This window comes from Fundicoccus ignavus (genome assembly GCF_009659375.1).
GTDB classification, from domain to species: domain Bacteria; phylum Bacillota; class Bacilli; order Lactobacillales; family Aerococcaceae; genus Fundicoccus; species Fundicoccus ignavus.
Window position 1 is genome coordinate 18,108 of sequence record NZ_WJQT01000001.1, and the last position, 22,477, is coordinate 40,584.

The window sequence follows — 22,477 nt, forward strand, 5'->3', positions numbered from 1 at the left end:
TCGAAACAGGAGGGAAACATAGTGGCGATTAAACATTACAAAGCGACAACAAATGCTCGTCGTAATATGACTGGTTATGATTTTTCAGAAATCACAACTAAAACACCAGAAAAAACTTTGTTAGAATCACAAAAACAAAATGCTGGTCGTAACAGCCAAGGTAAAATCACAGTTCGTCACCACGGTGGTGGTAACAAACGTGCTTACCGTGTGATTGACTTTAAGCGTAACAAAGACGGAGTAATCGGAACAATTGCAACAATTGAGTACGATCCAAACCGTACAGCTAACATTGCGTTAGTACATTATGAAGATGGTGTTAAAACTTACATCATCGCACCTAAAGGTATCAAAGTAGGTCAAAAGATTGAATCAGGTGCTGATGCAGATATCCAAATCGGTAACGCATTACCATTAGTAAACGTTCCAGTGGGTACTTTCATTCACAACATCGAATTAAAACCTGGTAAAGGTGCTCAATTAATTCGTTCAGCAGGAACAAGCGCTCAAGTATTAGGTCAAGAAGGTAAATATACTTTAGTACGTCTTAACTCAGGTGAAGTACGTATGATCTTATCAACTTGTCGTGCAACTGTTGGTGTTGTAGGAAACGAACAACACGAATTAATTAACATTGGTAAAGCAGGTCGTTCACGTTGGTTATCTAAACGTCCAACTGTTCGTGGATCTGTAATGAACCCTAATGATCACCCACACGGTGGTGGTGAAGGTCGTGCACCAATCGGTCGTCCATCTCCAATGTCACCATGGGGTAAACCAACTCTTGGTATGAAAACTCGTAATAAGAAGAAAAAATCTAGCAAGTTAATTATTCGCGGACGCAAAAAATAATTGATAATTAGATAGACAAACCGAAGGGAGGCTACACACTGTGAGTCGTAGTTTGAAAAAAGGGCCTTTCGTTGATTCTCATTTAATGAAAAAAGTTGAGGAACAACAAGAAAGCGCAAAAAAACAAGTTATTAAAACATGGTCACGTCGTTCAACAATCTTCCCTAATTTTATTGGGTTAACGATTGCTGTATATGACGGTCGTAAACACGTACCAGTATATGTACAAGAAGATATGGTCGGACATAAATTAGGTGAGTTCGTACCAACTCGTACATATCGTGGACACGCTGCTGACGATAAGAAAACGAAGAAACGCTAGACAAAGGAGGGAATTTAAATGACAGAACAAATTACATCTGCTAAAGCAGTAGCTAAAACAGTTCGTATTGCCCCTCGTAAAGTTCGTTTAGTAGTCGATCTTATCAGAGGTAAGCAAATCGGTGAAGCAATTTCAATCTTGAAATTCACACCAAATGGCTCAGCGCCAGTAGTAGAAAAAGTATTAATGTCAGCTATCGCAAACGCTGAACATAACTATGATTTAGACTTAGAAAACTTATACGTAAGTGAAGTATTTGTGGATGAAGGACCAACAATGAAACGTTTCCGTCCAAGAGCTAAAGGTTCAGCTTCACAAATCTTAAAACGTACAAGCCACATCACTGTTGTGGTATCAGAAAAAGAGGAGGCTTAATCCATGGGACAAAAAGTACATCCAATAGGTATGCGTGTTGGTGTTATTCGTGACTGGGATGCAAAATGGTTTGCTGATAAAAAATATGCAGACTTCCTACATGAAGACTTAAAAATCCGTGAATACCTATACAAAAAACTTTCAGATGCCTCTGTTTCAACAATTCAAATCGAACGTGCAGCTAACCGTGTGGTAGTTTCAGTTCATACTGCTAAACCAGGTATGGTAATTGGTAAAGGTGGATCTGAAGTTGATGCTGTTCGTGCTGAATTAAACAAGTTAACAGGCAAGAAAGTACACATCAATATTGTTGAAATTAAAGAACCAAGTTTAGATGCTAAGTTAGTTGCATTAGACATTGCTAACCAGTTAGAAAACCGTGTAGCATTCCGTCGTGCACAAAAACAAGCTATCCAACGCGTTATGAAAGCTGGCGCTAAAGGTGTTAAAACAATGGTTTCAGGCCGTTTAAACGGTGCAGATATGGCACGTACAGAGTCATATACTGAAGGAACTGTTCCATTACATACTTTACGTTCAGATATCGACTACGCTTGGGAAGAAGCAGATACAACTTACGGTAAATTAGGAGTTAAAGTTTGGATTTGTCGTGGTGAAATCTTACCAACGAAAAAAAATTCTACGAAAGGAGGGAACTAATAAATGTTAGTACCTAAACGTGTAAAACACCGTCGCGAATTCCGTGGTAAAATGCGTGGAGAAGCAAAAGGCGGCAAAAGTGTTGACTTTGGAACTTATGGTTTAAAAGCTGTTGAATCTAAATGGATTACAAACCGTCAAATCGAAGCAGCGCGTATCGCAATGACTCGTTACATGAAACGTGGTGGGAAAGTATGGATTAAAATCTTCCCTCACAAATCTTATACATCTAAAGCAATCGGCGTTCGTATGGGTAAAGGTAAAGGAGCTCCAGAAGGTTGGGTAGCACCTGTTAAACGTGGTAAAATCCTATTCGAAATCGATGGCGTGTCAGAAGAAGTAGCACGTGAAGCATTACGTCTTGCATCTCACAAGTTACCGATCAAAACTAAATTTGTAAAACGCGAAGAATATGGTGGTGAATCGAATGCAAATTAATGAAATTAGAGAACTAACCGCCGCTCAAATGGTTGAGAAAGAAAAAGAATTCAAGCAAGAATTGTTCAACCTTCGATTCCAATTGGCGACGGGACAGTTAGAAAACACTGCCCGTTTACGTCACGTACGTAAATCAATTGCTCGTATCAAAACAGTCTTGCGTGAGCAAGAATTGTCTAAGTAGACTAGCAAAAGGAGGCATATAAAATGAGTGAACGTAACAAACGTAAAGTTTATCTAGGTCGTGTTGTTTCAGATAAAATGGACAAAACAATTACAGTACAAGTTGATACTCGTAAAACACACCCTAAATATGGTAAACGTGTAAAATACTCTAAAAAATATAAAGCACATGATGAATTAAACAGTGCAAAAGAAGGCGACATCGTTCGTATTATGGAAACTCGTCCATTATCAGCGACGAAACGCTTCCGCTTATTAGAGATTGTAGAAGAAGCAATCGTTATCTAATACACCAGTTAATTTCGGAAGGAGGACATCGAAATGATTCAACAAGAAAGTCGATTAAAAGTTGCCGATAACTCAGGAGCACGTGAAGTCTTAACTATTAAAGTTCTAGGCGGATCTGGACGCAAAACTGCTAACATTGGTGATGTGATTGTTGCAACGGTTAAACATGCAACACCAGGTGGAGTTGTCAAAAAAGGTGACATAGTTAAAGCTGTGATCGTACGTACTAAATCAGGAGCTCGCCGCAAGGACGGATCTTATATTAAATTTGACGAAAATGCATGTGTCATTATTCGTGACGATAAGAGCCCACGCGGTACTCGTATCTTTGGACCAGTTGCACGTGAATTACGTGAGCACAACTATATGAAGATTGTTTCATTGGCTCCAGAAGTTTTATAATTACACAACGAAGGAGGAAACAATTCATGCGTATCAAAACAGGCGATAAAGTTCAATTGATTGCTGGTAAAGATAAAGGAAAAACAGGAACTGTTATCAAAACTTTACCTAACAAAGATAGAGTAATCGTTGAAGGCTTAAACATTGCAAAAAAACATACTAAACCATCACAAAGTGCTACAGGTGGAATCGAAGAAGTTCCAGCACCGATTCACGTATCTAATGTGAAGTTGGTTGATCCTACATCAGGTGAAGCAACACGCGTTGGTTACCGTTTCGAAGATGGTAAAAAAGTACGTTTTGCTAAAAAATCAAACGAAACAATTAACTAATTCTTGGAAGGAGGATCCTATTAAATGGAAAACCGTTTAAAAGCTAAATATACAAACGACGTAACACCAAAGTTAGTTGAACAATTTAACTACACTTCAGTTATGCAAGTACCTAAAGTTGAAAAAATTGTTGTAAACATGGGTGTTGGCGATGCTGTTTCTAATGCTAAAAACTTAGATAAAGCTGTTGATGAGTTAACACTATTAACTGGTCAAAAACCAGTCATTACTAAGGCTAAAAAATCAATCGCAGGTTTCCGCTTGCGTGAAGGTATGCCAATCGGTGCTAAAGTAACTTTACGTGGCGAAAGAATGTATGATTTCTTAGATAAATTAATTACTGTTTCATTACCACGTGTACGTGACTTCCAAGGGATTAGCAACAAAGCATTCGATGGTCGCGGTAACTACACTTTAGGTGTGAAAGAACAATTAATTTTCCCTGAAATCAGCTACGATAACGTAGACAAAGTTCGCGGAATGGACATTGTTATTGTTACAACTGCAAACACAGATGAAGAATCACATGCTTTGTTAAAAGAACTTGGCATGCCGTTCAAAAAATAATAAAGGAGGCGAATAATTAATGGCTAAAACATCGATGAAAGAAAAAAACAAACGCACAGCGAAATTCAAAGTTCAAGAGTATACACGATGCGAGCGTTGCGGTCGTCCACATTCTGTTTACCGTAAATTCAAACTTTGCCGTATTTGCTTCCGTGAACTAGCGTACAAGGGTCAAATTCCTGGCGTTAGAAAAGCTAGCTGGTAATTTAACGACAATTAGTAATTAAGGAGGTAAACATAAATGGTAATGACAGATCCAATCGCAGATTTCTTAACACGTATCCGTAACGCTAACAGCGTTGGACATAAAACTGTATCTGCTCCTTCTTCAAACGCAAAAGTAGCGATTGCTGAAATCTTAAAACAAGAAGGTTTCATCAAAAACTTCGAGGTTGCTGAAGATAATAAACAAGGCGAAATTAAAGTATTCTTGAAATACGGTCGCAACAACGAAAAAGTAATCACAGGTATCAAACGTATTTCTAAACCTGGTTTACGTGTTTATGCTAAATCAGAAGATGTACCTAAAGTATTAAACGGTTTAGGTATAGCTGTAATTTCAACATCTAATGGTGTTGTTACAGACAAACAAGCTCGTCAACAAGGTGTTGGTGGGGAAGTATTAGCTTATATTTGGTAATTCCAAATAATTTACTATAAAATTAAACAAGGAGGTGCAGCCCTGTGAGTCGTATTGGTAAAAGACCTGTTACAATCCCAGAAGGCGTAACCGTAGAAGTTAACGGTCATACAGTGACTGTTAAAGGATCAAAAGGTGAATTAACTCGTGAGTTACACCCAGCAATCCAATTAGAAGTTAAAGAAAACGAAGTAGAATTTACTCGTCCTAATGATTCTAAAGAAAGCCGTTCATTACACGGTACAACACGTTCAGTGTTCAACAACATGGTTGTTGGTGTATCAGAAGGTTTCAAAAAAGAATTAGAATTAATCGGTGTTGGTTACCGTGCTCAAAAACAAGGTGATAAATTAGTGTTAAACGTTGGTTTATCTCATCCGGTTGAGTTCGAAGCTTCAGAAGGCGTGTCTTTCGAAGTTCCAGCAAACACTAAAATCATTGTTGAAGGTTTCAACAAAGAAAAAGTTGGCGAATTAGCAGCTAACATCCGTGCGGTACGTCCACCAGAGCCTTATAAAGGTAAAGGTATTCGTTATGTTGACGAATTTGTACGCCGTAAAGAAGGTAAAACAGGTAAATAATTTTCCTGTTAAGCTTGAATTTATATATATACTTAAAATTAAGATAAAGAGGTGACAATTGTGATTACTAAACCAGATAAAAACAAATTACGTCAAAAAAGACATAATCGTGTAAGAAACAAAATCTCTGGTACTGCTGAGTGCCCACGCTTGAACGTGTTCCGTTCGAACACTAACATCTACGCTCAATTAATTGATGACGTAGCGGGTGTGACGCTTGCAAGTGCCTCTAGTAAAGATTCAGCAATTGAAAAAGGAACTAAAGTTGAGCAATCAACAGCAGTTGGTAAATTAATCGCTGAACGCGCTGTAGCTAAAGGCTACAAAGCTGTAGTATTTGACCGCGGTGGTTACTTATACCACGGACGCGTTAAAGCTTTAGCTGATGGAGCTCGTGAAAACGGCTTAGAATTTTAAGAAAAGGAGGACACCTATTCATGGTATTTATTAATCCAGATAACTTAGGAGAAATCGAAGAACGCGTAGTTGCGATCAACCGTGTTACTAAAGTAGTTAAAGGTGGACGTCGTCTACGTTTCTCAGCTTTAGTAGTAGTTGGTGACAAAAATGGTCACGTTGGTTTCGGTACTGGTAAAGCTCAAGAAGTACCAGAAGCTATCCGTAAAGCGGTAGAATCTGCTAAGAAAAACTTAATCGAAGTGCCTATGTCAGGTACTACAATTCCACACGAAGCTATCGGAGAATTCTGTGGTGGACGTGTGTTATTAAAACCAGCTACTGCCGGTTCAGGAGTTGCTGCAGGTGGTCCAGTTCGTGCCGTTATGGAATTAGCGGGCGTTGCTGACGTAACAAGTAAATCATTAGGGTCTAACACCCCAATCAACATGATTCGTGCAACTGTTAAAGGTTTACAACAGTTAAAAGTTGCTGAAGAAGTTGCTGCATTACGTGGCAAAACTGTTGAAGAACTATTAGGATAAGGAGGACTTTACAATGGCAAACTTAGAAATCACTTTAAAGCGTAGTTTGATTGGTCGTCCTCAAAACCAAATCGATACAGCTAAAGCATTAGGTTTAACTAAACTACATAAAACAGTTGTTAAACCTGATAACGATGCTATTCGTGGAATGGTTCAAACAATCAGTCACTTAGTAGAAGCAAAAGAAGCATAATATTTTTACATTAGTATAAGGAGGTGCCAATTAATGAAACTTCATACATTAAAACCAGCAGAAGGATCTAGACAAGAACGCAACCGTGTAGGTCGTGGTCAAGGTTCTGGTAACGGTAAAACAGCTGGACGCGGATCGAAAGGTCAAAAACAACGTTCAGGTGGTGGAGTACGCTTAGGATTCGAAGGTGGACAAACTCCATTATTCAGACGTATTCCAAAACGCGGATTCAACAACATTAACCGTAAAGAATACGCTGTTGTAAACTTAGAAACTTTAAACCGTTTTGAAGATGGTACAACAGTAACACCAGCACTTTTAGTTGAGTCTGGAATCGTTAAAAAAGAATTATCAGGTATTAAAATTTTAGGTGAGGGACAACTGGAAAGAAAATTAACTGTTCAAGCAGCTAAATTCTCCAAAGCGGCAGAAGAAGCAATTACTGCAGCTGGTGGATCAATCGAGGTGATTTAATGTTTTCATTTCTGAAGAACGCCTTCACTATTAAGGATATCCGTCAGAGAATTTTGTTTACATTATTTATTCTTGCTGTGTTCCGTTTAGGATCACATATTCCAGTTCCTGGAGTTAACGCATCAGCTATTCAAACTCTTTCGCAAAGTGGTTTGCTTGGCTTATTAAATACTTTTGGTGGTGGGGCATTACAACGCTATTCTATCTTCGCGATGGGCGTTTCCCCTTACATCACTGCCTCAATTATCGTTCAATTGTTACAAATGGATATTATTCCTAAATTAACTGAATGGGCAAATCAAGGCGAGGTTGGTCGTCGTAAGTTAAACCAAACAACGACTTATACAGCTATCGTACTTGGATTTGTACAAGCAATTGGTATTTCAGTTGGATTTAACCAATTATCAGGTTTAGGTTTAGTAAAAGACCCTAGTGTCGCTACCTATCTAACAATTGCCTTAGTATTATCAGCTGGTACAATGTTCTTAATCTGGTTGGGTGAACAAATCACTCGTAACGGAATTGGAAATGGTGTATCAATGTTAATCTTCGCAGGTATTGTGGCAGAAGTACCAAAAGAGATTTACAATTATGTTACTACAAGCATTGTAAATGCTGGAGATCAATTATTAATGAACGTGTTAATTTTATTAGCAGTAGTTCTAGTAATTGTGGCATTAATTGTGATTGTTGTGTTGATGGAGCGTGCTCAAAGACGCATTCCAATTCATCACTCTAAAAAAGCATCAGGCGCAAGCCATACAGCGCACTTACCATTAAAAATCAACTCGGCAGGGGTGATTCCTGTAATTTTTGCTTCGTCATTTATTACAACACCTCAGACAATCTTAGGATTTATGAACACCGACACAGATAGTGCGTGGATGCAAATTGTTGTAAATTTATTTAGTCTTCAACACCCACTTGGTGCTATTTTCTATACAATTCTGATCATTGCCTTTGCTTATTTCTATTCGCTAGTGCAAGTCAACCCGGAAAAAGTTTCTGAAAACCTTCAAAAACAAAGTGCATACATTCCAAGTGTGCGCCCAGGTCACGACACAGAGTTATATATCACTAATTTAATCAATAGATTAAGTGGTGTAGGTGCATTTTACTTAACGTTTATAGCGGTTATGCCAATTGCTATTGGTTTAATCTGGAACGTTCCAATGCAAATTTCACTTAGTGGTACTAGTTTATTAATCGTTGTCGGAGTTGCAATCGAAACAGCTAAGCAAATTGAAGGCCGTATGGTAAAACGTCGTTACCAAGGATTTCTTCACGAATAAAACGTATTAAAAAACGAAGGAAGATATAAATGAACATATTATTAATGGGATTACCAGGCGCTGGTAAAGGAACGCAAAGCGAACAAATCGCACGAGACTATGAAATTGTTCATATTTCTACCGGCGATATTTTCAGACAAGCGATCAAAGATGAAACACCTCTTGGATTAGAAGCTAAAGCATACACAGACCGTGGTGATTTAGTTCCAGATGATGTAACTAATGGATTGGTGCGCGAAAGATTATCGCAAGATGATGTTAAAGCGCGTGGCTTTATGTTAGATGGTTATCCACGTACTAAAGTACAAGCCGAAGCATTAGAAGAAAACTTAGAAACTTTAAATACTCAAATCGATGCAGTTATTTTAATTGATGTTGATGCTGAGGTATTAAAAGGACGTTTAAGTGGACGTATCATCTGTAGAGACTGTGGCGCTACTTATCATAAAATTTACAATCCCCCACAAGAGGATGGAGTTTGCGATAACTGTGGTTCACACGACTTCTATCAAAGAGAAGATGATAAACCTGAAAGAGTAGCACATCGAATTAATCTTCAAATGGAATCGATTCGACCTATACTTGATTATTACAACCAACGCGGTCTATTACATAAAATCAATGGTGAGCAATCTATTGAGGAAGTTTACCGTGAGATTCGTACAATATTAGAGAAATAGTTATATTTCGTCATTTGTTTTGTATAAAAGTAACGAGATTGTTAGGAGGAGGAAGTAATAATGGCTAAAGATGATGTTATCGAAGTAGAAGGTACAGTCATTGAAACTTTACCAAACGCAATGTTTAAGGTTGAATTAGAAAACGGGCATGAAATTTTAGCTCACGTTTCAGGTAAAATTAGAATGAATTACATTCGTATTCTACCAGGTGATAAGGTAACAATTGAATTGTCTCCTTATGATTTATCACGTGGACGAATTACATACCGCTTTAAATAAAACCATCCGCCAAGTTAGTTAAGGAGGGACATAGTTGAAAGTTAGAGCATCAGTAAAACCAATTTGTGAAAAATGTAAAATTATTCGCCGTAACGGACGAGTAATGGTCATTTGTGAAAACCCAAAACATAAACAACGTCAAGGTTAATAAGTAAGATAAGGAGGCAAACGATATATGGCTCGTATTGCAGGAGTAGATATTCCACGTGAAAAACGTGTAGTTATTGCATTAACATATATTTTCGGAATTGGTAACACAACTTCAAAAAACATTTTAGCAGAAGCTAATGTTTCAGAAGAAACTCGTGTTAAAGATTTAACAAACGATGAGTTAGATCGCATCCGTGGTATCATTGATGCATTAAAAGTCGAAGGTGACTTAAGACGTGAAGTAAGCTTAAACATTAAACGTCTACAAGAAATCGGTTCATACCGTGGTAACCGTCACCGTCGTAACTTACCTGTACGTGGACAAAACACTAAGAACAACGCACGTACTCGTAAAGGTCCTAAAAAATCAATCACTGGTAAAAAATAATTAATATAATTTAGATGAAGGAGGTAAAAATCTTCATGGCAAAAAAACAACAAACACGCAGACGCCGTCGTGTAAGAAAAAATGTTGAAAAAGGTATCGCACATATTCGCTCTACTTTTAACAACACAATCGTTATGATTACTGATGTAAATGGTAATGCTATTTCTTGGTCTTCAGCTGGATCTTTAGGATTCCGCGGATCTAAAAAAGCTACACCATTTGCTGCTCAAATGGCATCAGAAGTTGCTGCTAAAGGTGCTATGGAACATGGCATGAAATCACTTGAAGTAACTGTAAAAGGTCCTGGTTCAGGTCGTGAATCTGCAATCCGTTCTTTACAAGCTACTGGATTAGAAGTAACTGCAATCCGTGACGTAACACCAATTCCACACAACGGTTGTCGTCCACCAAAACGTCGCCGTGTCTAATGATAATTGTGACATTGACTGTCTACAAATTATGCATCTAAATTATCATTGAAACAAAACGTTTTGAAAGGGGCAGAATAATCAATGATCGAAATTGAAAAACCAGAAATTAGAACGATTGAAGTCAGTGACGATTCCAAATATGGAAAAATCGTTATTGAACCACTAGAACGTGGTTATGGCACAACCCTTGGAAACTCATTACGTCGTATTTTATTATCTTCTTTACCTGGTTCTGCTGTAACAAGCATCCAGATAGATGGAGTTTTACACGAGTTCGCTACCGTTGATGGCGTTGTTGAGGATGTCCCAACAATCATTCTTCATTTGAAAGAACTAGCGTTAAAATTACATACACAAGAAGATAAAGTGATCGAATTAAATGTTACTGGTCCCAAAACTGTTACCGCTGCAGACATCATTCATGATAATGAAGTACAAATTTTAAATCCTGATTTATATATTTGTACCTTAGCTGAAGGTGCGCAATTAGATATTCAATTAAATGTATCAAATGGTCGTGGATATGTTCGTGGAGAACATAATAAACGTGAAGATATGCCGATTGGAGTCTTACCGATTGACTCAATCTATACACCTGTTCATAAAGTAAATTATCAAGTTGAGAACACTCGCATCGGACAGAAAAATGTCTATGATAAACTTACTATGGATATCTGGACAGATGGATCAATCAGTCCTGAGAAATCCTTAAGTTTGGCTGCTAAAATCTTAACTGAGCATTTAAATATCTTTGTGAACTTAAGTGATGAAGCTCGTCAAGCTGAAATCATGGTTGAAAAAGAAGAAGCAGAAAAAGAAAAAATGTTAGTGATGACAATTGAAGAATTAGATTTATCTGTTCGTTCATACAACTGTCTGAAACGCGCTGGCATTAATACTATCCAAGAATTAACAAATAAGACTGAATCTGAAATGATGAAAGTACGTAACCTCGGACGTAAATCACTTGAAGAAGTTAAGAATAAATTAGCTGGTCTTGAGTTAGGTTTACGTGAAGAAGACTAAAACTTTTCATTTGTAAGAAAAGGAGGAAAATTTGAATGGCATACCGTAAATTAGGACGTAAAAGTGCACAACGTAAAGCATTATTACGCGATTTAACAACTGACGTTATTATTAACGAATCTATTGTAACAACTGAAGCACGTGCTAAAGAAGTTCGTAAAACAGTTGATAAAATGATTACATTAGCTAAAAAGGGCGACTTAGCATCACGTCGTGCAGCTGCAGCTTTCTTACGCAATGAAATTGCAGACGCAAGAATTGAAGATGACAAAGTTGTAATCGAACGTGTTCTAGATCGTTTATTCGATACTTATGCAACACGCTATGAGAACCGTAATGGTGGTTACACACGCATCCTTAAAAAAGGACCAAGACGTGGTGACGCTGCACCAATGGTAATCTTAGAGTTAGTATAATTGCTCTATGTGAGTCACTTTTATGATGGAGAGTGTTACGATTGATGAACGTTTGTTTATTGGTCTAGCTCTATAGCACGAATAATAAGTTAAAAGCTCTATTATTCAATGATTGAGATTTACTGCTTAGGTAGTAAATCTCAATCAGCGTGCTTTTCATCGTATAAGTGGTTTTTTTTATACTTAAATTGTGATTCATTTGTCATATAATAGTGATAGTAGGAATGACGGTTTAAGTATGAAAGAAAATATTCTAGGTCAACATCTATTGTTTAACTGTTCATTGTTGATCGAATGTATCAATCGAGTTAAAGGAGTGGAAATAATGGCTCAACCAATCGTTGTACTAAATAATATCTCGTTTCAATATCCCAATAATGAGACGAACGCTTTGAGCAATGTATCATTGGAAATTAAACAAGGTGAATGGATTGCTATTATTGGCCCGAACGGATCAGGCAAATCAACATTAGCAAAAATTATTAATGGTTTACTGGTACCTTATGAAGGTGAAGTAAAAATAAATGGACAACAGTTAAATGAAGAGACGGTTTGGGACGCACGTCGTGCAGTCGGCATGGTATTTCAAAACCCAGATAATCAATTTGTTGGAGCAACAGTTGAGGATGATATCGCGTTTGGCTTAGAAAATAATGGAATTCCGCGTGAAGAAATGATTACACGTATTGAGGATGCGCTTAAACAAGTGCGTATTACAGAATTTAAAGAACACGAACCTGCTCGCCTTTCAGGGGGACAAAAGCAAAGAGTTGCATTGGCAAGCGTCATCGCGTTGCGTCCAGATGTTGTTATCTTAGACGAAGCGACTGCAATGCTAGATCCTTTAGGCCGAAAAGAAGTAATTGCTGCCATTCGTGATTTAAAAGAGAAATTTAATTTAACCGTAATTTCAATCACACATGATATTGATGAAGCAAGTTATGCGGATCGTATTTTTGTTATGAATCAAGGACAAATGGTTAAACACGATACACCAGCAAATATTTTCTCTATAGGAAATGAATTAGTGGGTATGGGCTTAGATGTGCCTTTTGCTCAAAAATTAAAACAAGCTTTAATTCAACGTGGTGTTGAATTACCTGAGGAATATTTAAACGAGGAGGAGTTGTTCGAATGGCTAACCAAATCATATTTGATCAAGTAAGTTATACTTATAATCCAAATACACCATTTGCAGTTGATGTCTTAAATAACGTCAATTTAACAATTCCTGAAAATAAAGTGACGGCAATTGTTGGACATACTGGTTCAGGTAAATCTACTTTAATTCAACACTTAAATGTACTTTTGAGACCGACAGCAGGGACTTTGACGGTAGCTGGAGAAAAAGTTACCGCTACTTCTGAGCATGCAACGTTAAAACCTCTACGTAAAAAAGTGGGCGTTGTATTCCAATTTCCGGAAGCTCAATTATTTGAGGAAAGTGTCATTAAAGATGTAATGTTCGGTCCATTAAACTTTGATATTTCAGAAGAAGAAGCGATGCGAATTGCTAAGGAAAAATTAGCATTAGTAGGGATTCCAGAACATTTATATGAAAGGTCACCTTTTGATTTAAGTGGTGGGCAAATGCGTCGTGTTGCGATCGCAGGTGTTTTAGCACTTGAGCCTGAAGTATTAGTTTTAGATGAACCTACTGCAGGATTAGACCCATTAGGTCATAAGAGTATGATGGAGATGTTTATTGATTTACAACAAACAACGAATATTACCTTAGTACTGGTGACCCATCAAATGGATGACGTGGCGAAGTATGCAGATAATGTCATCGTAATGGAAAAAGGTACTATGGTTAAAAATGGTACACCAGCAGAAGTTTTTGCAGATGCTAGCTGGTTAGATCAGAAACAATTAAGCTTACCTCAAGCCATGTCATTTATGGCTAAAATAGATAGTCAATTGGATGTCGCAATGCCGACGACAGCAAAACCACCTTTAACTGTAGACGAATTAGCAGATTACTTGCTTAAAATTAAAGCTGGTATTCAGGTAGAGGAGGGATAAGCTATGTTAGAGAAAATGTTATTAGGTCGCTATATTAAATCGAATAGTTTTGTTCACAAGTTAGATCCAAGAACAAAATTACTCGGGAGCTTCTACTTTATTTTAATTATCTTTTTAGCCAACAATTGGCTCTCTTATTTGTTGCTAGCTCTCTTTACATTTTTCGCTATTTGGTTAAGTGGAATTGATATTAAGTTCTTCTTAAATGGTGTGAAACCTTTGATTTGGCTAATTTTATTCACGGTTATTTTCCAAGTGTTGTTTACAACAGGCGGAACGGTGTATGCAGAGTTTTGGGTTTTCCAGATTACATCATCAGGGTTAATAAATGGAGCTTACATTTTTGCTCGGTTGGTTTTAATTATTATGATGTCCACTTTACTTACTTTAACGACTGCACCTTTAGAATTAACGGACGGTATCGAACATTTATTACGTCCCTTAGCTCGCTTTGGTTTCCCAGCTCATGAAATTGCTTTAATGCTATCCATCGCATTGCGTTATGTGCCAACATTAATGGATGAGGCACAAAGAATCATGAATGCTCAGAGAGCGCGTGGTGTTGAATTTAATCAAGGTAATTTCGTTGACCGTATGAAGGCAATCATTCCGATTTTAGTTCCGCTTTTTGTGAGTGCGTTTAATCGTGCTGAAGAAATGGCTACTGCGATGGAAGCACGTGGCTATCGTGGTGGAGAAGGTCGTACTAAGTACCGTCAACTGGATTTTGACCGTAATGATTTGTTAGTATTTGTAGGATATTTATTAGTAACGGCCGTTCTAATCGGCTTGCGTTTTATTGCTTTTTAACTAGAGGAGGATTTCTAAATGCCACGTTATGCTGCCAAACTTCAATACGATGGAACTCATTATGTGGGTTACCAAGTACAGCCTAATGGGCCAAGCATCCAAGCCGAAATTGAAAAAGCATTGAAATTAATGGCTAAATTACCAAAAGGTCAACACATTCCGACCTCTAGTTCAGGTCGAACAGATTCTGGGGTTCATGCTTTAGGGCAAGTGATTCACTTTGATTATCCAGCAGCTATTCAACCAGATTCGATGTTGCGCGCGCTTAATAGTATCCTCGACTCATCGATACGTATTATTCAAGTTGCTCAAGTAGCGGATGATTTTCACTCACGCTATCATGCAACTGGGAAAAAGTATCTTTATCGTGTTGATACCAACCGCTTCCCAGACCCATTCAAACGTTTGTACACGACCCATCATCCTTACCGTTATAATTTGCAGAATATGCAGGCTGCTATTCAAGCAATTGTCGGTACTCATGATTTCTCGAGCTTTTGTTCTTCGAAGACAGACAAAGAAAATAAGGTTCGCACGATCTACGAAGCAACCGTTAATTATGATGAAGCTAGCCATGAATTGCATTTTTACTTTCATGGCGCAGGTTTTCTTTATAATATGGTCCGCATCCTTGTTGGAACGCTCCTACAAATTGGTGATGGACTCAAGCCAGTTAATGAGTTGGAACGTCTACTTGAAGCACAAAATCGAAATGAAGCTGGCCCAACTGCACCACCGCAAGGCCTGTGCATGATGGAAGTTGAATATCCAGAAGACCCTTTTAAATAAAGGACACCATCTCTCAAAATACGATAAAATAGCGTTGGTGAAAAATCACTGACGCTATTTTTTTACAATATTTTAAGAGAATATGAGTTTAGCTGTGTTTTACTAGCATTTGTGCTTCGCTTATTGTTTATCCAAGACGGTATTACCGAATTATAACTGCTAACAAGAGTTTAAAGACCTCGGGAAAAAGTTCGGAGTTTCCTGATTCTAATCGTGTTCGAGTTTTGAAAACTTGCACACGACTCACTGTCTATCATGCTTCAGTTATTGAAACTGAGACATAATTCCAAGCTTTTTTAGGATTATAAGTTTAGGAGTGATTTAATCGCATTTGTTCTCTGCTCACCTAAGTGGGTCGTGATAAACGTATGAAGAGATTATTTATTATCCCGATTGATAGGAAGGCCTTGCTTAATATTTAGTGAAATAATCGAACTTATGCTACAATAGGCCAATAAAACATATATGAGGTGACCTAATGAGAATACGTCCTACTGAATTAACTGATATTGAACGCATCTTAGAGATATTTGAATACGGCCGTCAAGTTCAAATTGCGAGCGGCAACCCCAATCAGTGGCGCAAAGGCCACCCAGGTCGTGAACTTGTCTTAAAAGACATTAATCAACAAGCGAGTTATGTGTGTGTCACTGAGGCTGATGAAGTTGAAGGATTGCCAGAAGGCACGATTGTCGCAACCTTTGCTGCTATCGAAGGTATTGATCCGACTTACACTCACATTGAAGGCGGTGCTTGGTTAAATGATGCACCTTATGTGACAATTCATCGAATTAGTACCAGCGGACAAGTCAAAGGTAGTGGCCAATTTTGCATGGAATGGGTAAAAGACCGTTATGATCAGATTCGAATTGATACTCATTCATTAAATCAACCAATGATTCATCTTATTGAAAAATTCGGCTATAAATATTGTGGTGTGATTTATGTAGCAGATGGAACTGCTCGCAATGCCTATCATTATTCCCGTGAAAGTTAATAAACCTATATAACCATATGGATGCCCATTGCTATTTTGCAATGGGTTTATTTATAATACAAGGTTTTATAGGTTTAGGGTTGGTTTATCAAGCTTTGTACTTTGCTCAGCTAATTGTTTTCCAAGGCGGTGGTCGCTTTCAAAGCCTCGCTGAAGCTCGTGCTTTTCCAGCTCAATCGGCTAGGCTCTGTCTAATTCGCTGTGCTCATAGTCAGAGCAGCTGCGCCGATTGCCCTTTGTACCGCTATGGAAATCAAGTTGCTGAGCTAAGCATAGCTATCTAACAACAATAACGCTATATAATCAAGTTAAAACTGCTAATTAGAAATTAGTGGCTTAGGACTAGTTTCTAATTTTCTCATTATATAAAGAGTTAGACCTGCCATTAACTAGAATACCATTCAATCTAAAGGCTATTGTTATTGCTATTGGATTTAGCGTGTTAAAATAAGCATAACAGTAAGTTGAGAATACATGCCAATTAGAGGGATGAATGGAGGATACTAATGTTAAAAGATTTTAAATTCGACAAAGTGGATCAACGGTACGTTAATTTCAAACGCTCAGATTTAGGTGAACAATTAGATAGGCTCCAAAGAATCGTTCAAAGACTCGATATACCTGTCTTAATCTTAGTTGATGGTTGGGAGAGTTCAGGAAAGGGCTTTGTAATTAATGACTTAACACGTGAATTAGATCCACGTTATGTCAGAGTGGAAGTTTTTGAAGGCGCTACTGAAGAGGAGATGCGACACACAAGCGTCTGGCGTTTCTGGCGTAAAATTCCAAGTCGTCGCGAAATGGTCGTTTATGATCGCAGTTTCTATTACCAAGTATTTAATCACGATGAAAGAACGGATAAAAAATTAGCACAAAGGGTACAAGAGCTTTTAGCATTAGAGAAAATGTTAGTGGATGATGATACGATAGTGATTAAGCTATTTCTTAATGTAACGGAAGAAACCCAAGCGAATAATATTAAGCAATTAGAGCAATCAACCCGAAGTCAGTTTCTATTATCAGATGAAGATTACGCGCAGGCGAAAGATTATGCCAGCCACCAAAAATGGTTTGATAAGGTTTTAAAAGCGACAGACTTACCTTATAGTCCTTGGCATATTATTGCAGCTGAAGATTTGAAATTAGCCTCTAAAACAGCACTCGGTCTGACAATTGAATTGATTACTGCCGGTATTGAGCAAATTACGTTGAGGAGAACGAGCCAAGAGGACTTACCAACTCATGAGTACCATATCGAACAACCTAAATTAGATGACGTTGATTTAAGCTTAAAACTTTCAGAAAAAGAGTATGATAAAGACTTAGAAAAGTTGCAAAAAGAAGCAGCTAATCTAGTTTATGAGTGTTACACGCATGATATAGCGATTGTATTAGCTTTTGAGGGGGTAGATGCCGCCGGGAAAGGTGGAGCTATTAAACGGCTTACGCGACATATTGATCCTCGCAGTTATAAAATTTATGGTATTAACGCACCGAATCAAATTGAGCGTTTGTTTCATTACTTATGGCGTTTCCAAATTGAATTACCGCAAGATGGTGATATGGTTATTTTTGATCGCAGTTGGTATGGTCGTGTGCTTGTTGAGCGAGTAGAAGGGCTTACCCCTCAGAGGGACTGGCAAAGGGCCTATAAAGAAATCAATCAGATGGAGAAAACATTGACTGATCATGGAAGTGTCGTGATGAAGTTTTTCCTCTATATTGACGAAGATGAACAAGCTAAACGATTCCAGGATAGGCTCAATGAACCAGAAAAGAATTATAAAATAACGACTGAAGATTGGCGTAACCGCAAAAAATGGGACGAGTATATTTTGGCAATGAATGAAATGTTAGATAGAACCCACACTGAGAATGCACCTTGGTATATTATTTCGGGTCAAGATAAATATCATGCACGTCATCAAGTGCTTAAATATTTTATCCAACATCTCAAAGATACCTTAGCTAGAAACACCCAAAAAGCATCTAAAATGAAAAAAAACAAGGAATAAGCACCTAAAATTAGAATTTAATGATAAAAAAGTGGCTAAATTCAAATATTTGTCTTGTAAAACGCTTCTAATTGACTTATAATTCAAGCATGATTGATTTTAGGAGGAAAAACATATGAAATTAAAAAGAATAGGATTAACTTTCTTAGCAAGTGTTGCTATCGTTAGTTCGCTAGCTAGTGCAACTGTTTCAGCACAAGATACTGTAAAAATTGGAGCTAACTACGAATTATCTGGTGGTGCTGCTTCATATGGTCAAGCAATGGCAAATGGATTAGAATTAGCTGTTGAACAAGTCAACGCAAATGGTGGCGTTATTGATGGCCAACAATTAGAAATCGTTCTTTTTGATAGCCAGTCAGAATTAACTGAGTCAGCTTCAGTTGCAACACGTTTAGTTGGAGAAGGTGTTGTAGGGATTGTTGGACCAGCAACGACTGGACAAGCAAATGCGCAAACTCCAATTATTGAAGAAGCAGGCATTCCGGTAATTTTACCTGCAGCTACAGGTGATGGCATCACTTTAGACGATAGCGGTAGTGTATTAGAATATTTATTTAGAGTTTGTTTTGAGGACTCTTACCAAGGTGCAGCCGCAGCAGCTTATGCTACTGAAAACTTAGGTGCAAAAACTGCAGCTGTTTTAACGGACCAAGCCTTAGACTATTCACAAGGTTTAACAGATTCATTCGTTGCTCAATTTGAAGAAAACGGTGGAACAATCGTTACTCAAGAATCATATACAAGTGGCGATACAGACTTCTCAGCAGTTTTAACTTCATTATTAGTACAAGAATACGATGTTTTATACGTACCAGGTTACTATACAGAAGGTGGCTTGATTATCCAACAAGCTCGTCAAATGGGCATTACACAACCAATTTTAGCTGGTGACGGTTTCGCTTCACCAACATTAATTGAATTAGCTGGTGCAGAGAACGTGAATGATGTTTACTTCACTAACCACTTCTCATCTGAATCAGAAGAACCTGTAGTAGTAGAATTTATGGCAGCTTATGAAGAGAAATTTGGTTCAGAACCAGATGCATTTGCGGCTTTAGGCTATGACGCTGCTAAATTATTAATTGATGCTGTTGAAAGAGCTGGCTCAACTGATCCAGAAGCAGTTAAAGATGCAATCGCAGCAACAACTGAATTTGCAGGTGTAACAGGTACTTTCGCAATTGACGAAAACCATAACCCAGTTAAACCAGCAACAATGATCACTTTACAAAACGGTGAAATCGTGAACGCTGAATTAGTTTCAGCTGAATAATTTTGTTTATCTAATCAGAGTAGCCATCGTGTTACTCTGATTTTTTATATTTATAATTGAATCGGTGTACATATGTTGACACACTCAGATAAATGGAGTACTATATAACTATAGAACACATGACTAATCATTCATTTGAATTCAGCCAAAATATGATTCAACATTCGGTCATTTTTTTTGAAAAACATATGAATGGGTGCTCATTCGTAAAAAGGAATTATTACGCTTTTCAGAGAGGGGTCAAACAAAATGAAAGATGTTAAACATTTAAAAACAAGTCGCCAACATGAAGGTATTGATCACAATGAAGCTGCCCACACACATCAACATGAAGAACACAGCCAAGAGCATAACCACGAACATGGTCATAGTCACGATCATTCTCACGGAAAGTTACCAATTATTTTATATTTAATTGGTTTGACTTTAGCCATAGTTTCGCTTGTAATGGGCGATAGTGTATTAAGTAATATTCTCTTTGTTATTGCAAGTTTAACGGCAGGGTATCACGTTGTTTTATTAGAAGGTATTGGTGAAACAATTCGTCGTACTAAAGCTTCTAAGCGACTAACACCCAATTCACATGTGTTAATGGGCTTAGCGGCTGTGGGAGCCACATTATTAGGTAATTATTGGGAAGCTACATTATTAATCTTAATTTTTGCTGGAGCGCATTTCCTTGAAGATTATGCTGAAGGTCGTAGTCAACGTGAAATTAGTCAACTCATTGCATTGACTCCTAACACTGCTCGACTACTAGATGAAGCGGGGAACGTTACAGTGATTGATGTAAGTGAGCTAAAAATTGGCGATAGCGTACAAATATTGAATGGAGACCAAGTACCGATTGATGGAAAAGTCATTGCGGGGAACACATCGATTGATGAATCGTCGATTAATGGGGAAAGCATACCAGCAGAAAAACAAATAGGTGACGAAGTCTTTGCAAGTACAATTAATGGTACGGGTACGATTACAATCGAAGTGACGAAGGCGAATGAAGAGACGATATTTGCGAAGATTATTTCTTTAGTCAGTCAAAATCAAGCAAATCAGACGAAAGCTGCGTCAATTATACAGCGATTCGAGCCAAGATATGTCAATTTCGTGATAGTTTCGGTGATTTTATTTGTTATCGTTAATACGTTAATGTTTCAAACACCATTATTAGAAAGTGTGCAAATGGGCTTGGTTTTATTAGTAGCCGCTTCACCTTGTGCGTTAGCAGCTGCAACCGTCTCAGTCACGCTTTCCACAACCTCAAGTTTAGCACGCAAAGGTGTACTTTCAAAAGGGAGTGTTTATTTATCACAGCTAGCGAATGTTCAAGCTATCGCCTTCGATAAGACGGGAACTTTAACTGTTGGTAAGCCAGAAGTCGTTAAATCATATTTTGTCAAAGAAGATCCGGTTTTAATTGATATTCTAGTGGCAATGGAGCGACAGTCTAATCATCCATTAGCTACAGCAATTTTAGAATATTATACTGTATCTGGTGCGCCATTGGAGCTTGACGTGACGAATCAGATTGGAACAGGATTAATGAGTCAATATGCTGGGAAGAATTACCGTATTGGTAAGCCATCGTCTTTTGAGAAGGTTAAAGCGGAAATCCTTGATCTACAGAATAAATGGTCAAAGGCTGGGCAAACAGTTATTTTCTTAGCAGAGGATGAGGAGGTTGTCGCAGCAATTGGTTTGATGGATGTGCCGAATGAACAAGCGCAAGCTACGATTGATTACTTTAATCAAGCGGGTGTGCATACGACATTAATTACGGGTGATTCTGAACAGACTGGTCAAGCAATCGGGCAGAAACTTAGTTTGAAAGAGGTGTTTGCGAATGTATTGCCGGAGGATAAGTCGCGCTTAGTTAGTGAGTTGAAAGCAAAACAAGGCGTGACAGCAATGGTCGGCGATGGTGTGAATGATGCGCCTGCTCTAGTGCAAGCCGATATTGGGCTTGCGATGGGTGAGGGGACCGATGTAGCGATTGAAGTATCGGATATAGTCTTGATGCGCAATGATTTAAGTAAACTAGTGCAAACACATCGTATTGCGAAAAAAATGAACCGCGTTATTTGGCAGAACATTATTTTCTCAATGGCTGTGGTAGTCTTCTTGATTGCGGGGGCAGTCTTAGGTTTTAATGATATTGCGATTAGCGTCATCATTCATGAAGGGAGTACTTTAGTTGTGATTCTAAATGGTTTACGTTTATTGAAATAGCTAAACAAAATTTTTATGAGTTTTTGATGATAATCGCTTGACAGTTTTAACAGAAAGATTTAATATAAACCTATCAAATATTCTAACTGGAGGCAGAACGTAATGAAACAGTTTAATTTATTACAAACAAACACTACATTTAACGTCGTCGTCGTCGTGGTACTTTAAGTATCTATGACGAGGAGGCCTTATGGTGTTGCCCGCATAGATGGACGAAAATCTATTCGGGTGTAATAATTAAAACGTTTCTTCTTTATCAAAGGTGGCCACCGGTCATTGTTGGCGACAACAGTGTGGATAAATCGACGTTTTTGAAGGAAGACCTGACTAGATTTTCATAATCTAGTTAGGTCTTTTTTGTTGCATAAGCACTCTACATTTAAACAAAAACTTTGACACAATACTCAACAATATTCTAGGAGGAAT

At 37.9% G+C, this 22,477-nt stretch carries 33 protein-coding genes; all 33 read left to right on the forward strand.

Annotation, left to right across the window (positions count from 1 at the left end; translation table 11 throughout):
- Positions 1–21: 21 nt before the first annotated feature.
- The 33 genes from rplB (at position 22) to GF867_RS00355 (ending at position 22,051) form a co-directional block, all read left to right on the forward strand.
- Positions 22–852 (forward strand): 50S ribosomal protein L2, encoded by an 831-nt coding sequence (rplB, locus tag GF867_RS00195; protein WP_311454240.1) that lies wholly within the window; start codon positions 22–24, stop codon positions 850–852.
- 40 nt (positions 853–892) lie between these two features.
- Positions 893–1,174 (forward strand): 30S ribosomal protein S19, encoded by a 282-nt coding sequence (gene rpsS / locus GF867_RS00200; RefSeq protein WP_343030414.1) that lies wholly within the window; start codon positions 893–895, stop codon positions 1,172–1,174.
- Positions 1,175–1,192: 18 nt separating this feature from the next.
- Positions 1,193–1,549 carry a 50S ribosomal protein L22 gene (rplV, locus tag GF867_RS00205; RefSeq protein WP_153831112.1) on the forward strand — a complete coding sequence of 119 codons (357 nt, stop codon included), beginning with the start codon at positions 1,193–1,195 and terminating at the stop codon, positions 1,547–1,549.
- Between the two features lie 3 nt (positions 1,550–1,552).
- Positions 1,553–2,209 carry a 30S ribosomal protein S3 gene (rpsC, locus tag GF867_RS00210; RefSeq protein ID WP_153831113.1) on the forward strand — a complete coding sequence of 219 codons (657 nt, stop codon included), beginning with the start codon at positions 1,553–1,555 and terminating at the stop codon, positions 2,207–2,209.
- A 3-nt stretch (positions 2,210–2,212) separates the two neighbouring features.
- Positions 2,213–2,647, forward strand: coding sequence for a 50S ribosomal protein L16 (rplP, locus tag GF867_RS00215; RefSeq protein ID WP_153831114.1), 435 nt, complete (start codon positions 2,213–2,215; stop codon positions 2,645–2,647).
- Positions 2,637–2,831, forward strand: coding sequence for a 50S ribosomal protein L29 (gene rpmC / locus GF867_RS00220; RefSeq protein ID WP_153831115.1), 195 nt, complete (start codon positions 2,637–2,639; stop codon positions 2,829–2,831). Before rplP ends, rpmC begins: the two co-directional genes overlap by 11 nt.
- Before the next feature lie 23 nt (positions 2,832–2,854).
- On the forward strand, positions 2,855–3,118 hold the full coding sequence (gene rpsQ / locus GF867_RS00225) for a 30S ribosomal protein S17 (protein ID WP_153831116.1): 264 nt from the start codon (positions 2,855–2,857) through the stop codon (positions 3,116–3,118).
- A 33-nt stretch (positions 3,119–3,151) separates the two neighbouring features.
- Positions 3,152–3,520 (forward strand): 50S ribosomal protein L14, encoded by a 369-nt coding sequence (gene rplN, locus GF867_RS00230; protein WP_153831117.1) that lies wholly within the window; start codon positions 3,152–3,154, stop codon positions 3,518–3,520.
- A gap of 26 nt (positions 3,521–3,546) precedes the next feature.
- Positions 3,547–3,852, forward strand: coding sequence for a 50S ribosomal protein L24 (gene rplX, locus GF867_RS00235; protein ID WP_153831118.1), 306 nt, complete (start codon positions 3,547–3,549; stop codon positions 3,850–3,852).
- A 24-nt stretch (positions 3,853–3,876) separates the two neighbouring features.
- The gene (gene rplE, locus GF867_RS00240; protein WP_153831119.1) at positions 3,877–4,419 is read left to right on the forward strand and encodes a 50S ribosomal protein L5; all 543 of its coding nucleotides are present in this window, start codon (positions 3,877–3,879) and stop codon (positions 4,417–4,419) included.
- A 19-nt stretch (positions 4,420–4,438) separates the two neighbouring features.
- Entirely contained in the window at positions 4,439–4,624 is a 186-nt protein-coding gene (locus GF867_RS00245) for a type Z 30S ribosomal protein S14 (RefSeq protein WP_153831120.1), read from the forward strand.
- 36 nt (positions 4,625–4,660) lie between these two features.
- Positions 4,661–5,059: a 30S ribosomal protein S8 gene (gene rpsH, locus GF867_RS00250; RefSeq protein WP_153831121.1), complete on the forward strand. Its 399-nt coding sequence runs from the start codon at positions 4,661–4,663 to the stop codon at positions 5,057–5,059.
- A 44-nt stretch (positions 5,060–5,103) separates the two neighbouring features.
- Complete coding sequence (gene rplF / locus GF867_RS00255) at positions 5,104–5,640, forward strand: 50S ribosomal protein L6 (RefSeq protein ID WP_311454253.1); 537 nt, start codon at positions 5,104–5,106, stop codon at positions 5,638–5,640.
- Positions 5,641–5,700: 60 nt separating this feature from the next.
- Positions 5,701–6,057, forward strand: a complete 357-nt coding sequence (gene rplR / locus GF867_RS00260) for a 50S ribosomal protein L18 (protein ID WP_311454255.1) — start codon at positions 5,701–5,703, stop codon at positions 6,055–6,057.
- Positions 6,058–6,077: 20 nt separating this feature from the next.
- Positions 6,078–6,581: a 30S ribosomal protein S5 gene (gene rpsE, locus GF867_RS00265; RefSeq protein WP_153831122.1), complete on the forward strand. Its 504-nt coding sequence runs from the start codon at positions 6,078–6,080 to the stop codon at positions 6,579–6,581.
- Between the two features lie 13 nt (positions 6,582–6,594).
- A complete protein-coding gene (gene rpmD, locus GF867_RS00270; RefSeq protein WP_153831123.1) occupies positions 6,595–6,774 on the forward strand; it encodes a 50S ribosomal protein L30 in 180 nt (59 codons plus the stop codon).
- A 33-nt stretch (positions 6,775–6,807) separates the two neighbouring features.
- Positions 6,808–7,248 carry a 50S ribosomal protein L15 gene (gene rplO, locus GF867_RS00275; RefSeq protein WP_153831124.1) on the forward strand — a complete coding sequence of 147 codons (441 nt, stop codon included), beginning with the start codon at positions 6,808–6,810 and terminating at the stop codon, positions 7,246–7,248.
- Positions 7,248–8,540 carry a preprotein translocase subunit SecY gene (gene secY, locus GF867_RS00280; protein WP_153831125.1) on the forward strand — a complete coding sequence of 431 codons (1,293 nt, stop codon included), beginning with the start codon at positions 7,248–7,250 and terminating at the stop codon, positions 8,538–8,540. Before rplO ends, secY begins: the two co-directional genes overlap by 1 nt.
- Before the next feature lie 29 nt (positions 8,541–8,569).
- Positions 8,570–9,220, forward strand: coding sequence for an adenylate kinase (locus tag GF867_RS00285; RefSeq protein ID WP_153831126.1), 651 nt, complete (start codon positions 8,570–8,572; stop codon positions 9,218–9,220).
- A 60-nt stretch (positions 9,221–9,280) separates the two neighbouring features.
- Positions 9,281–9,499: a translation initiation factor IF-1 gene (infA, locus tag GF867_RS00290; RefSeq protein WP_153831127.1), complete on the forward strand. Its 219-nt coding sequence runs from the start codon at positions 9,281–9,283 to the stop codon at positions 9,497–9,499.
- A 34-nt stretch (positions 9,500–9,533) separates the two neighbouring features.
- The gene (gene rpmJ / locus GF867_RS00295) at positions 9,534–9,647 is read left to right on the forward strand and encodes a 50S ribosomal protein L36 (protein ID WP_153831128.1); all 114 of its coding nucleotides are present in this window, start codon (positions 9,534–9,536) and stop codon (positions 9,645–9,647) included.
- A gap of 27 nt (positions 9,648–9,674) precedes the next feature.
- The gene (rpsM, locus tag GF867_RS00300; RefSeq protein ID WP_153831129.1) at positions 9,675–10,037 is read left to right on the forward strand and encodes a 30S ribosomal protein S13; all 363 of its coding nucleotides are present in this window, start codon (positions 9,675–9,677) and stop codon (positions 10,035–10,037) included.
- A gap of 35 nt (positions 10,038–10,072) precedes the next feature.
- Positions 10,073–10,465 carry a 30S ribosomal protein S11 gene (rpsK, locus tag GF867_RS00305; RefSeq protein WP_153831130.1) on the forward strand — a complete coding sequence of 131 codons (393 nt, stop codon included), beginning with the start codon at positions 10,073–10,075 and terminating at the stop codon, positions 10,463–10,465.
- A gap of 84 nt (positions 10,466–10,549) precedes the next feature.
- Positions 10,550–11,494 carry a DNA-directed RNA polymerase subunit alpha gene (locus GF867_RS00310; protein WP_153831131.1) on the forward strand — a complete coding sequence of 315 codons (945 nt, stop codon included), beginning with the start codon at positions 10,550–10,552 and terminating at the stop codon, positions 11,492–11,494.
- 35 nt (positions 11,495–11,529) lie between these two features.
- A complete protein-coding gene (gene rplQ / locus GF867_RS00315; protein ID WP_153831132.1) occupies positions 11,530–11,910 on the forward strand; it encodes a 50S ribosomal protein L17 in 381 nt (126 codons plus the stop codon).
- Between the two features lie 325 nt (positions 11,911–12,235).
- Entirely contained in the window at positions 12,236–13,075 is an 840-nt protein-coding gene (locus GF867_RS00320) for an energy-coupling factor ABC transporter ATP-binding protein (protein WP_153831133.1), read from the forward strand.
- Positions 13,045–13,935, forward strand: coding sequence for an energy-coupling factor transporter ATPase (locus tag GF867_RS00325; RefSeq protein WP_153831134.1), 891 nt, complete (start codon positions 13,045–13,047; stop codon positions 13,933–13,935). Before GF867_RS00320 ends, GF867_RS00325 begins: the two co-directional genes overlap by 31 nt.
- Before the next feature lie 3 nt (positions 13,936–13,938).
- Positions 13,939–14,745 (forward strand): energy-coupling factor transporter transmembrane component T family protein, encoded by an 807-nt coding sequence (locus GF867_RS00330; RefSeq protein ID WP_153831135.1) that lies wholly within the window; start codon positions 13,939–13,941, stop codon positions 14,743–14,745.
- Positions 14,746–14,763: 18 nt separating this feature from the next.
- Positions 14,764–15,534, forward strand: coding sequence for a tRNA pseudouridine(38-40) synthase TruA (truA, locus tag GF867_RS00335; protein WP_153831136.1), 771 nt, complete (start codon positions 14,764–14,766; stop codon positions 15,532–15,534).
- Between the two features lie 478 nt (positions 15,535–16,012).
- Positions 16,013–16,531, forward strand: a complete 519-nt coding sequence (locus GF867_RS00340; protein WP_153831137.1) for a GNAT family N-acetyltransferase — start codon at positions 16,013–16,015, stop codon at positions 16,529–16,531.
- A gap of 506 nt (positions 16,532–17,037) precedes the next feature.
- Positions 17,038–18,546, forward strand: coding sequence for a hypothetical protein (locus tag GF867_RS00345; RefSeq protein WP_153831138.1), 1,509 nt, complete (start codon positions 17,038–17,040; stop codon positions 18,544–18,546).
- A gap of 115 nt (positions 18,547–18,661) precedes the next feature.
- Positions 18,662–19,822: an ABC transporter substrate-binding protein gene (locus GF867_RS00350; protein ID WP_153831139.1), complete on the forward strand. Its 1,161-nt coding sequence runs from the start codon at positions 18,662–18,664 to the stop codon at positions 19,820–19,822.
- Between the two features lie 249 nt (positions 19,823–20,071).
- Positions 20,072–22,051: a heavy metal translocating P-type ATPase gene (locus tag GF867_RS00355; RefSeq protein ID WP_153831140.1), complete on the forward strand. Its 1,980-nt coding sequence runs from the start codon at positions 20,072–20,074 to the stop codon at positions 22,049–22,051.
- Positions 22,052–22,477: the final 426 nt, after the last annotated feature.